The organism is Nocardioides sp. N13(2025) (genome assembly GCF_051912545.1).
GTDB lineage: Bacteria > Actinomycetota > Actinomycetes > Propionibacteriales > Nocardioidaceae > Nocardioides.
The window spans coordinates 2992491-3003984 of record NZ_CP196809.1; the positions used below are offsets into that span (position 1 = coordinate 2992491).

Annotated in this window: 11 protein-coding genes and 1 tRNA gene; 8 read left to right on the plus strand and 4 right to left on the minus strand. The window is 73.3% G+C overall.

The window, feature by feature from the left end; translation table 11 throughout:
• Positions 1 to 18 precede the first annotated feature (18 nt).
• Together ACS3YM_RS14520 and ACS3YM_RS14525 are read left to right on the plus strand one after the other, a co-directional pair.
• Complete coding sequence (locus ACS3YM_RS14520; protein ID WP_439937142.1) at positions 19 to 1632, plus strand: dolichyl-phosphate-mannose--protein mannosyltransferase; 1614 nt, start codon at positions 19 to 21, stop codon at positions 1630 to 1632.
• A gap of 173 nt (positions 1633 to 1805) precedes the next feature.
• Positions 1806 to 2033: a hypothetical protein gene (locus tag ACS3YM_RS14525; protein WP_439937143.1), complete on the plus strand. Its 228-nt coding sequence runs from the start codon at positions 1806 to 1808 to the stop codon at positions 2031 to 2033.
• A 79-nt stretch (positions 2034 to 2112) separates the two neighbouring features.
• On the opposite strand, the gene ACS3YM_RS14530 is transcribed toward ACS3YM_RS14525, so the two are convergent.
• Positions 2113 to 2985 (minus strand): LysR family transcriptional regulator, encoded by an 873-nt coding sequence (locus ACS3YM_RS14530; protein WP_439939899.1) that lies wholly within the window; start codon positions 2983 to 2985, stop codon positions 2113 to 2115.
• 86 nt (positions 2986 to 3071) lie between these two features.
• On the opposite strand from ACS3YM_RS14530, the gene ACS3YM_RS14535 reads away from it, so the two are divergent.
• Entirely contained in the window at positions 3072 to 4328 is a 1257-nt protein-coding gene (locus tag ACS3YM_RS14535) for an MFS transporter (protein ID WP_439937144.1), read from the plus strand.
• A gap of 6 nt (positions 4329 to 4334) precedes the next feature.
• Here ACS3YM_RS14535 and ACS3YM_RS14540 read toward each other — a convergent pair whose 3' ends face one another.
• Complete coding sequence (locus tag ACS3YM_RS14540) at positions 4335 to 4946, minus strand: hypothetical protein (RefSeq protein ID WP_439937145.1); 612 nt, start codon at positions 4944 to 4946, stop codon at positions 4335 to 4337.
• Positions 4947 to 5077: 131 nt separating this feature from the next.
• Here ACS3YM_RS14540 and ACS3YM_RS14545 point away from each other — a divergent pair, with 131 nt between their 5' ends.
• The 5 genes from ACS3YM_RS14545 (at position 5078) to ACS3YM_RS14565 (ending at position 10345) form a co-directional block, all read left to right on the plus strand.
• Positions 5078 to 5830, plus strand: coding sequence for a septum formation family protein (locus ACS3YM_RS14545; protein ID WP_439937146.1), 753 nt, complete (start codon positions 5078 to 5080; stop codon positions 5828 to 5830).
• A 111-nt stretch (positions 5831 to 5941) separates the two neighbouring features.
• Positions 5942 to 6475: a flavodoxin domain-containing protein gene (locus tag ACS3YM_RS14550; RefSeq protein WP_439937147.1), complete on the plus strand. Its 534-nt coding sequence runs from the start codon at positions 5942 to 5944 to the stop codon at positions 6473 to 6475.
• Between the two features lie 6 nt (positions 6476 to 6481).
• Positions 6482 to 7804, plus strand: coding sequence for a wax ester/triacylglycerol synthase domain-containing protein (locus ACS3YM_RS14555; protein WP_439937148.1), 1323 nt, complete (start codon positions 6482 to 6484; stop codon positions 7802 to 7804).
• Positions 7801 to 8733 (plus strand): ATP-binding cassette domain-containing protein, encoded by a 933-nt coding sequence (locus ACS3YM_RS14560; RefSeq protein WP_439937149.1) that lies wholly within the window; start codon positions 7801 to 7803, stop codon positions 8731 to 8733. Before ACS3YM_RS14555 ends, ACS3YM_RS14560 begins: the two co-directional genes overlap by 4 nt.
• Positions 8672 to 10345 (plus strand): ABC transporter permease subunit, encoded by a 1674-nt coding sequence (locus tag ACS3YM_RS14565; RefSeq protein WP_439937150.1) that lies wholly within the window; start codon positions 8672 to 8674, stop codon positions 10343 to 10345. Before ACS3YM_RS14560 ends, ACS3YM_RS14565 begins: the two co-directional genes overlap by 62 nt.
• Before the next feature lie 88 nt (positions 10346 to 10433).
• On the opposite strand, the gene ACS3YM_RS14570 is transcribed toward ACS3YM_RS14565, so the two are convergent.
• Positions 10434 to 10509, minus strand: a tRNA-Ala gene (locus ACS3YM_RS14570).
• A 58-nt stretch (positions 10510 to 10567) separates the two neighbouring features.
• Positions 10568 to 11458 (minus strand): divisome protein SepX/GlpR, encoded by an 891-nt coding sequence (gene sepX / locus ACS3YM_RS14575; protein WP_439937151.1) that lies wholly within the window; start codon positions 11456 to 11458, stop codon positions 10568 to 10570.
• Positions 11459 to 11494 lie beyond the last annotated feature (36 nt).

Genomic DNA, 11494 nt, shown 5'->3' on the forward strand with positions numbered 1-11494 from the left:
CTGGTTAGAGTTCCGGTCGTGACCCAGACCGCCGCAGCTCCGGTCGTGACCCCGAGTGCTGCGGAGCGGAACCGTCCGCGCTGGCGGTCGGAGGAGCCGCTGCTCGGCTGGGTCGGCGCGATCTGCCTGGCGAGCCTGGCCTTCTTCCTGCGCCGCTGGCACCTCGGGACGCCGCACCAGTTCTCCTTCGACGAGACCTACTACGCCAAGGACGCCTGGTCGCTGCTCAACTTCGGCTACGTCCGCAGCTACGTCGAGGACGCCGACAAGACGATCCTCAACGGCAGCCCGATGGGCCTCTGGCAGGACGGGCCGTCGATGATCGTCCACCCCGAGGTCGGCAAGTGGCTGATCGCCCTCGGCATCAAGGCCTTCGGGATGGAGCCGACCGGCTGGCGGATCGCCTCGGCCGTCGTCGGCTCCCTCATGGTGCTGGTGATGTGCCGCTTCGTCCGTCGGGTCACCGGCTCGACGGTGCTCGGCCTGGTCGCCGGCCTCCTGCTCTCGATCGACGGCCTCCAGCTGGTGCTGTCGCGACTGGCGCTGCTCGACATCTTCCTCGCCTTCTTCCTGCTGTGCGGCGTGCACTGCGTGGTCGCGGACCGGCAGTGGCTGCGCGACCGCCTCGCCGCGGGGGCCCCCGCGGCGAGGCGGTGGCGTACGTGGTGGCGTCCGTGGCTGGTCGCCGGCGGGGTCGCCTTCGGCCTCGCGTGCGGCACCAAGTGGTCGGCGGTCCACACGCTGGCGGTCTTCGGCCTGCTGGCGTGGGTGTGGAGTGCGGGTGCGCGCCGCGCATTCGGGCAGCGGCGGCCGTGGTTGCGCTCGATCCTGCTCGACGGCGTACCCGCGTTCCTGGCCCTGGTCGGCGTCGCGCTCGTCACCTACGTCGCCTCGTGGACCGGCTGGTTGCTGCACGCCGACGCCTACGAGCAGGCCTACAGCAACACCCAGTACACGTCGTACGGCGGCGACGACCCGTGGCCGACCGCCCAGGAGCCGGACGCCGACGGGCTCGGGGAGGTCACCCAGTCCCTGCGCTCGCTGTGGTCCTACCACCAGGACGTCTACACCTTCCACAGCCACTTCCTCAACGACTCCGAGCACGTCTACGCGTCGAAGCCGTCGACCTGGCTGGTCATGGGGCGTCCCGTCAACGTCGACTCCCAGACCGACATCCAGCCGGGCTCGCAGCGGTGCGACGCCCCGAGCGGGTCGACCTGCATCCGGCAGGTCCTGGCGATCGGCAACCCCGTCATCTGGTGGGGCGGTTGCCTGGCCATGGTCGCCTCGCTGCTGCTCTGGATCGGCGCGAGGGACTGGCGCCACGGCGTCGCCGTGGCGGGCCTGGCCACCACGTGGCTGCCCTGGTTCCTCTACGACGACCGGCCGATCTTCTTCTTCTACGCGATCACCTGCCTGCCCTTCATGGTGCTGTCGCTCGCCCTCGCGATGGGACACCTCATCGGTACCTCCGACGTGCCGACGCCGCGCCGTACGTTCGGGGTCGTCGTGGCCGGCAGCTACACCGTGCTGGCCCTCATCGCCTTCGCGTGGTTCTGGCCGATCTGGACCGACGCGCTGCTGACCAAGTCGGAGTGGGACGCGCGGATCTGGTTCCAGCGCTGGATCTAGGACAGGTCCGGGCCAGACCACCTCACGCAACCTGACAGGTACGTCCGAGGTTTGGTCAAGAACCCCCGCATTCGGCCGGTCGTCCATTGGCGCGCACCCCGCGTGAGACCACGATGGAGTCACCCGCAACGCGTCGGGGGCTGACGCCAAGGGAGGGCGCGATGGATTCCACCATGATTCACGTCTGTCTGCAGACCGAGGGAGCACCCACGGCTGACGAGGAGCACGAGCTCGGCGAGCGGTGGGTCTGTGCGTGCGGCGACAACTTCGTCTATCGCGAGGGCTTCAACCGCGCGGGCTTCCAGAGCGTCGAGTGGTGGCCGGCACCGCCGATCCCGCAGCCACGCGCCGCCAAGAAGGCGCGCCGCGGCCTGCTCTTCGGCCCCCGCAAGGGCAGCTGAGCCCGACCCGTGTCCCGACACGACCCCGCCCGATCCAGCCCGGGCGGGGTCGTGTCGCGCCCGGCTCCCGGCTCTTCGCTCAGTCGTCGGCCCAGGTGCGCGCGCCCACGAAGTCGAGGAACCGCTGGGCGGGCGGGGCGAGGGGACGGTCGGTGCGCCAGGTGAGACCGATCGTGCGGCTGGCGCCCTGCGAGGCGAGGGCCAGGCCGACCGAGCCGGTCAGCCCCGCGAACGGCTCGGGTACGACGGCCACGCCCAGGCCGGCGGACACCAACCCCTCGATGGTGGCCAGGTCGGCGCTCTCGAACGAGATCCGCATGCTCACGCCGGCCTCGGCCAGCAACCCCTGCACCAGGCTGCTGTAGCCGAAGCCGGCGGGCGTGGTGACGAGCTCGTCGTCGGCGAGCTCGGACAGCTCGACCCGCTTGCGGTGCCGCAGCCGGTGCGTGGGCGGCACCACCACGACGAGCCGCTCGCGCTGGACCGGGAGCCACCCGTAGTCGGCCGACTGCTCGAGCGTGAGCCCGAGCTCGACGGCCCCGCGGTCCAGGTCGCGCCGGATGTCGTGGGCCGGCTCCTGGCTCAGCACCACCTTCGCCCCGGGCACCTCCGCGTGGAACGTGCGCAGCAGCCTCGGCACGAGCGTGGTCGCCATCGAGTCGAGGAAGGCCAGGCGGACGATCCCGGTGTCGGGGTCGAGCCGGTCGGCGAGGGTCGCGCGGAGCCGGTCGTGCCGGGCGACCAGGTCGCGTGCCGCCTCCAGGACCAGCTCGCCGTCGGGCGTGGGCTCCACTCCCGTCGGCACGCGCTCGAAGATCCGCACGCCCAGCTCGGCCTCGAGCCGGGCCAGCGCACGCGACAGCGTCGGCTGGCTGGTGCCGACCGCCGCCGCCGCGTCGGTGACGTGGCCGAGGTCGCCGAGCTCGACGAGCCACGCGAGCTCGCGCATCATCACGAGCGACATCATACGTCTCACGCATGACGATGTGCCTGCACTGACATTGGACGCATGCCCGGCGAAACCCGCACCATCGTCGGGTGAGCACCACCGACCTGCCCCGCGCCCACGGCCTCGACGCCGGCACCGAGCCCTACCACGCCGGCAGCGCCGGCTATCGGCGGGTCATGGTCGCGATGTTCGCGGCCGGGATGGCGACGTTCGTGCTGCTCTACGACATCCAGGCCCTGCTGCCCGAGCTCGTCAGGGCGTACGACGTCTCACCGGCTCGCGGCACCCTCGCCCTGTCCCTGACCACGGCGTCGCTCGCCGTGGCGCTGCTCGTCGCCGGCCCGCTCTCCGAGGTCGTCGGGCGCACCCGGCTCATCCACGTCGCGCTCTGGTCGTCCTCGGCCGTCGCCGTCGCGACTGCGCTGGCGCCCTCGTGGGAGGTGCTGCTCGGGCTGCGCGTGCTCCAGGGCGTCGCCCTGGCCGGCCTGCCGGCCGTGGCCACCGCCTACCTGCGCGAGGAGCTGCACCCCTCCGCCCACGGACGCGCCTTCGGCCTCTACATCGGCGGCACCGCGATCGGCGGCATGGCAGGTCGCCTCGTCACCGCCCCGGTCGCCGACCTCGCCGGCTGGCGGTGGGGCCTGGCCGCGGCCGCCGCGTTCGCGGTGGTGAGCGCGGCCCTCGTCGCCTGGCTGCTGCCGAGCTCGCGCCACTTCGTCCCCCGCCCGGCCCGCGCCGGCGCCGTGGTCACCCAGGCCCGCGCTGCGCTGCGCGACCGCGCCCTCGTGGCGCTCTACGTGCTCGGCGCGTGCGCCGTCGGGGCGCTCGTCGCCGTGCTCAACGCCCTCGGCTTCCGGCTCAGCGCGCCGCCGTACGGCCTCTCCGTCGGCACCATCAGCCTCGTCTACCTCGTGTACGCCCTCGGCACCGTCAGCTCGGCGGTGTCGGGCCGCGTGGCCGACCGCATCGGACGACGCGCGACCATCCCGGCCGGCTGCGCGATCGCGCTCGGCGGCGTGCTGCTGACCCTCAGCGGCTCGCTGGTCTTCGTGGTGCTCGGGGTGGCCGCACTGACGATCGGCTTCTTCTGCATCCACGGGCTCGCCAGCGGCTGGGTCACCTCGCGCGCCCACCTCGCGGGTGTCAGCACCGGGCAGGCGGCGGCGTTCTACCTCTTCTCCTACTACGTCGGCTCGTCGGTCTTCGGCAACCTCGGCAGCGCCGCGTGGAGCCACGCCGGCTGGCCCGGGGTCGTGGCGCTGTCCTCCGCGCTCCTCCTCAGCGTGTCCGCGATGGTCGCCGTGCTCCGTCGTACGCCGGCGCTCGCGCCGCCTGCCGGCCGCTGACCCGGCTCACCAGGAGCCGGGGAAGCGCGACGAGCCGGCGATCGCCAGCAGCGAGAAGACCGCGGCCACGCCGGTGGCGATCAGGAGGGTCTGGCCGACGTAGCGCCAGCGGGGCAGGAGCAGCAGCACGACTGCGGTGACGACCACGAGCGCGGGCAGCACCCAGAAGGCGACGACCGGGGCCAGCAGGCCGGTCACCACGGCCAGGGCGACGCCGCCCGCGACCGCGCGCCCGAGCGACACCGGTCTGGAGCCGCGGGGCAGACCCACCTCCGTCACCGGACCGGCGCCCGGCAGCTGGTCGGGGGCGAGGACCCGGAGCAGCAGGGTCACCGTGGCGGGGTCGGCGACGACGACGACGTCGCGGAACCGGTCCGCCACGGCGTGGCGGCGCACGACCGCGTCGAGGCGGTGCCCCCGGTCGACGTCGGGGTGCTTCACCGGCGCCAGCAGCACGTCGGCGACGGGCTCTCGACCCAGCCCTTGGACGACCTGCTTGGCCTCGCCGGTCGGTGCGGTGAGCACGGTGGCCCCGTGACCCAGCGCCTTCCGCACGCGCGCGACCTCGGGCGCACCCGCCTGGGTGCTCACCACGAAGATCCGCTGGAAGTCGGTCACGCTCCGACCGTAGCGAAATCGGGCGATCCGCTCCGCGCAGGGCCCTCGCGCCCATAGCCTGCGCTCCACATCTGACAGCGCTGCGCCGCGACCGGCGAGGCCGCGGCGCACGGGGGACTTGGAGATCAGTGATGGGCAACCGCTCCTGGCGTGCGACGACGGCGCTGGCCGCCGTCCTGGTGGCACCTCTTCTCGCTGCGGTGGTCGGGTCAGCACCCGCCACCGCGGCCGGCGATCCGATGGCCGGGGCGCCGGTGGTGGGCGAGTGCCACTTCTACGACGCGGAGGACCGCTTCGCCTCGACCGAGCGCTCGGCGCCCGTGGACTGCGCGGCCAAGCACACCGCGGTCGTCCTCGCCGTCTCGGAGGTGCCGAGCGGAGTGGACATCGAGGACGACTCGAACCTCGCCCTCAACCGGTTCGCCAGCCGCACCTGCTCGCCTGCGCTGACCGACGCCCTCGACGTGTCCCACAACCGGGCGCACCTCGTGCGCTACACCTACTCCTGGTTCGTGCCCACCGCCGCCCAGCTCGCCCAGGGCGCGCGCTGGATCCGGTGCGACATCAACCGGCTCGACGGGCGCAAGCTCGACAAGCTGCCGGCCAACGGCTTGTACGTCGACGGCTTCGTGCAGTCGTGGAACCGCCGCTGCCTCTCGAGCCGCCTGCTCGTGGTGTCCTGCCTGCGGCCCCACACCTGGACCGCCCGCGGACTCATCACCGTGCCGGACGGCCGCTGGTCGGTCGACGCCCAGGACGCCCGGGCCCGCAGCCGCTGCCGCGGCACGCTCCAGCGGAAGGACCGGCGCTACCTGTGGGTCCGGATCAGCGAGTTCTCCTGGAGCGTCGGCGAGCGCCACGTCGTGTGCTTCGGCGCGGACTGAGCGCACCGGTCGGCCCCCTCCGAGGCTCCTGGCAGCCCTGCCGCCGGCCAGGGACTTGTGGCTCTACCGCCGCCATGGGCCCGGTCGTGTACTGGAGGAGGAGGAGTCGCCATGAACGTCCTGGTCGCCTACGCCACCCGGCACGGGGCCACCGCCGGCATCGCCGAGCAGATAGCCACCACCCTCTGCGAGGAGGGGATCCAGGCCGAGGCCCGCCCCGTCGAGGACGTCACCGACCTCGAGGAGTACGACGCCGTGGTGCTCGGTGGAGCGGCCTACATGTTCCACTGGCTGAAGGCGGCGCGGACGTTCGCGCACGAGCACCGGGCGGCGCTGCGGCAGCTCCCGCTCTGGCTGTTCAGCAGCGGCCCGCTGGGCACGGACGAGGTCGATGACCAGGGTCATGACGTCAGGGAGGCGGCACGGCCGAAGGAGTTCGACGAGCTGACCGAGCTGCTCCGACCACGCAGTGAGGAGGTCTTCTTCGGCGCCTACGACCCGCAGGAGAAGCCGATCGGCGTCGGGGAGCGGATCACCCGGATGATGCCGGCCGCCCGTGCCGCGCTGCCCGCCGGCGACTTCCGCGACTGGGACCAGATCGACGCCTGGGCCAGGGAGATCGCCCAGGAGCTCGCCTCGGAGTGACCTGGGATGGGCGACACGGCAGTCCTCCCGGCACCGACCATCGCGCGCCTCTCGGCCGACGACCTGACCAACCTCGCCACCGACCGCGGCTCGGTGCCGATGCAGATCGGTGCGGTGCTGCTGCTCGACGACGCGTCTGTGCCGCCGGCCGCGGAGGTGGCCTCGGTCGTCGAGCAGCGACTCGCCGAGGTACCCCGGCTGCGACAGCGGTTGCGTCGTCCACCGAGGGGCTGCGGGAGGCCGTACTGGGAGTCCGCGCCGGGGGGCGTGTCGGGACTGGTCACCATCGCTCCGGCACCCGTCGACGACGCCCGGATGGTCGACACCGCGGTCGAGGAGGTGCTCCACAGGCTTCCACGCGACTGCCCCCCGTGGCGCGCGGTCGTCTACGCCGACCCCGCCGGCCGGGCCCGGGCGATGGTCGTGGTCATGCACCACGTGCTCGCCGACGGCATCGGCGGGCTGGCCGTCCTCGCGGGGCTGGTCGACGGTGGCGCGCACCCACCTGCATCGGGCGGCGAGCTCCCGTCACCGAGCCGCCGGGAGCTCGCTCGAGACGCGTGGGCACGACGCCGGGCGGCCGTGCGCGCCGTCCCGGCGACACTGCGCGGACTGGCCGCGGGCCTGCGCGAGCTCGGCGGGCTCCCCCGACCGCACGCCGATCCGTGCAGCCTGCTGCACCCGACGTCGCCACGTCGACGGGTGGAGGTGGTCGAGGTGCCGCTCGCCCCCGTCGTGGCCGCGGCTCACCGACGGGGCGCGACCGTCAACGACGTGCTGCTCGTCGCGGTGAGCGGAGCACTCCGGCGCCTGCTCCGTGCCCGGGGTGACCCCCTCGGGGACGTCGTGGTGTCCGTGCCGGTCTCCGGCCGGTCCGCGGCGTCGGGGCAGCAGCTGGGCAACCAGGTCGGCGTGCTCCCCCTCATCGTGCCGCTCGTGGGGGATCGCGACGTCCGGCTCGCCGCGGTGCGGAGGCAGCGAGCCCGGCTCGGCACCTCCGCGCCGAGGGCGAGCTCCGGACTCGTGCTCTCGCTGCTCTTCCGCGGCCTGGCCGCTCTCGGCCTCTTCGCCTGGTTCATCGACCACCAACGGCTGGTGCACACGTTCCTCACGAACCTGCGCGGCCCGGCCGAACCGCTGGCCCTGGCGGGCGCGCCGATCCGACGCATCGTGCCGGTGGCGCTCACCCCGGGCAACACCACGATCACCTTCGACGTGCTGTCCTACGCCGGACGGTTGCTGGTCGCGGTGGTCTACGACCCCGACCACGCGTGTGACCACGCGTTGCTCCGCGACGCGCTCGAGGACGAGCTGAGGGAGGAGCCGTGAAACTGCCCGCCATCGCCTGCCACGGGCTGACCAAGGACTACGGGGCCGGACGAGGTGTCTTCGACCTCGACCTGACCGCCGAGTGCGGCGAGGTGTTGGGGTTCGTCGGCCCCAACGGGGCCGGGAAGAGCACGACGATCAGGCTCCTGATGGACCTGATCCTCCCGGACCGGGGCACGGCGACCATCTTCGGCCTCGACTCCCGGCGCGACAGCCTGGCGATCAAGCGGCGCGTGGGCTACCTCCCCGGTGAGCTGCCGCAGTACCCCGGCGTCCGGGCCGGGTACGTCGTCGGGCTGCTGGCCGGCCTGCGCGGCGGCGTACCCACCGACCGGGTCGAGGCACTCGCCGACCGGCTCGGCCTGGACCTGGGCGCCCGCTACGACAAGCTGTCCCACGGCAACAAGCAGAAGGTCCACCTGGTCCAGGCGTTCATGCACGAGCCGGACCTGCTGATCCTCGACGAGCCCACGCTCGGGCTCGACCCGCTCGTGCAGCAGGAGTTCCGCCTGCTGGTGCGGGAGTCCGCCGCGCGCGGCGCGACCGTGCTGCTGTCGTCGCACGTGCTGTCGGAGGTGGAGAGCGTCTGCGACCGGATCAGCCTCATCCGCGCCGGGCGGTTGCTGCGCACCGGAACGCTCGAGGAGCTGCGCACCACCCGGGTGCACCGCATCGAGGCGATCATCGAGCGTCCGGGGGACCCCGACGAGCTGGCGCGGGTGCCGTACGTCAGTGACGCCGGCGTCGACGGGAGCGTCGTGACCTGCAGCGTCCGCGGCAGCATCGCGCCGCTGCTGGAGTGGCTGACCGCCCACGACGTGGTCGAGCTGGACAGCCGCGAGCTGTCGCTGGAGGAGGTGTTCGTCGTTGAGTTCGCCGACCACGACAGTCGACCGGCCGTCCCGGAGCAGGCTGCGGGCGCGCGCTGACGGACCCTGGCTGCTCGCCCTCGACACCGTCCGGACGCACCGCGTCTCCCTGATGGCCTGGGCCGGCGGTGGTGCGGTCGCCATGGCCGCGCAGGCGGTGGCCATCGCGAAGGAGATGGAGGACTTCCCCGGCGGCGCGCGGGCCCTCGCCACCAGCATCGCGGCGGAAGGAATGCGCGCACTCCGGTGGCCCGCCGAGCGGCTCGACACCCTCGGTGGCTACCTGACCTTCCACAACGTGCTGCTCTTCAACCTGTTCCTCGCCGTCTACGGCGCGGTCGTCGGCGCGAAGTCGCTCCGCGGAGCGGAGGAGCGCCATGCGGCCGAGGAGCTGCTCGCCGCCGGGGTGTCGCGTCGCGGCCTCCTGGCCGGGCGCGTGACCGGCTTCGTCCTCGTCGCCGCGCTCGTCGCGGCCGGCCTCTCGGTGGGCACCGCCGTCGGGATGTCCGCCGGTGGGGAGCCCGACCTCGGCGGATCGGTCATCACCTGCGCGACGACCGGCCTCGTGGCAGTCCTGGGGTTCGCCCTCGGCGTGCTCCTGGGCCAGCTCGCGCCGGACGCCCGCACCGCGGCGGGGCTGGCCTCCCTCGTGCTGGTGGGGCTCTACCTCGCCACCAACCTGGACGGCGAGCTGCCCGGCGCCGGAGCCCTGGCCGCGGTGTCCCCGTTCACGCTGGCCAACCGTTCGCGGGCGCTCGTCCCCGGCTACGGCCTCGACCTCTGGGCCACGCTGGCCCTGGTCCTCGCGACAGGCGCCATGCTCGTACTGGCTGCCGTCGCGGGTGAGCGACGTGATCACGCCGCACCTCTGTGGGGGCGCCGGGTGCCGACGACGGAGCCGGCAGGTCATGTCGCCCGGTTCATGATGGGCTCGGTCCCGGCGGCGACGCTGAGGCGCGGGGCGGTGGGGCTCCTCGTCTGGGCGGTGTCCGCCGGAGCAGTCACCGCCATGATGGGCGCGCTGCAGCCGGACATCATCGACGTCTGGTCGGAGATGGGGTTCCTGTCCGCCTTCGGCGGGGAGGGCGGCGCCGAGGCCAGCTACTGGTCGTTCGTCGCCTCCCTGCTGCCGGCCGTGCTCGCGGCGTACGTCACCACGCAGACCTCCACGTGGGTCAACGACCTGCACCAGGGACGCGTCGAGATGATGCGCTCGACACCGGTCTCCCGGACCGCGCTCGTGACCGGCCGCCTCGTCGCCCTGCTCGCCGGCTCGGCCGCGATCAGCCTGCTCGCCCTCGGCGCGCTCGCCGCGGTCGCGGCCTCCGTCGGGGACCCGCTCGGCGCGGCCGGTGTCGGCCGGGTCGGGGTCGTCTCCCTGCTCTTCGCCGCATCCCTGGGGGCGCTCTCCGCGCTCGTCAGCGGCATCTTCCGCAGCTCGGCCGCGGTGGTCGCCCTGGCGTTGCTGGTCGGCGCCTCCTACCTGCTGAGCTACCTGGTCCCGCTCTTCGGATGGCCGGACTGGCTGAACCGCCTGTCGCTGTTCTGGGCGTTCGGCACGCCCTACACCGGCTGGCCCAGCACGGCGCAGCTGGTGACGCTGCTGGTCGTGGCGGTCGGCGGCACGGTGGCGGCGACGGTGGTCGCGGAACGCTCCTCGTCCGTGCCGTAGCCGTGGGCGCGGCTCACGAGTGGCCGAAATGAGCAACAGCCCGAACCCCACGGGGTCCGGGCTGTCCGGGATCTCGTGCGAGATCACATGGTGGAGCTGAGGGGATTCGAACCCCTGACCTTCTCATTGCGAACGAGACGCGCTACCAACTGCGCCACAGCCCCATGCGCCTCACGGCGCGACGCCAAGATACACGAGCCGTCGGAGGCCCGACGAATCGGCTCAGGCCCCGCTGGCGCGGCGGCTCTCGCGCTCCTCGTCCGCCGTCTCGCGCGCGGTCTTGGCGGACTGCTCGGCGGAGCGGGCGAGGGCGGAGTCCTCGTCGTTGCGACCGCTCGACCACACGCCGGTGGAGTCGAGGTCGATCGTCGAGACCGTACGCCGCTGGGCGGCCGGCTTGCTGACGTAGGTCGGCAGGGTGGTGGGCACCATGTCCCAGCCGCCGGGCACGGCGGGCGCGACAGGCTCGGTGGTGACGACGGCCGGGGTCGCCGCCGGGGACTCCTCGGCAGGAGCGGCGGGCGTGCGGGGCTGCGGCGGGGTGACCGGCAGCTCGCCGGTGAGCTCGGTGTCGTCGATCTCCTCCTCGACCAAGGGCGGGAGGCCGATCTCGATCGCGGAGCGCGCCGCGCGCTGGCGGCGCTCGGAGCGGACCGAGACCCGGCACGCGACCAGCCAGGCGACGAGCAGGCCGGCCGGTGCGGCGACCCACGGCCACACGATGACGGAGGCGGCGGCCAGGCCGATGACGACGGCGTTGGCGAGCACGATCAGGGCGAGCACGTTGCGGCGACGCTTCGCGGCACGGCGCGCGGACGCGCGCTCGGCCTGCGGGGACGTCGTACGAGCGGGGGCGGCGGACGCGACGGGCTCCGGGCTGATGTGGGCCTTGGTCTCCACCGGCGGGCGCAGGGCCGCACGGATGGGCGCGACCACGAGGCGCGCGTTGCGGCGGTCGACGGGCTCGCGACGCGCGAGGACGCGCATGGTGTGCGAGAACTTCTCGACCGATCGGCTGCGGACGACCTCGTCATGGTGCTTGAGGGCCTTGGGGATCAGGTAGACGGCCCACGCCACGGCAAGGGCGACGAAGATGAGAGCGCTCAGGTCCACGACCTGAGCGTAGGAGCGTTGACCGCAGGCGGGGCG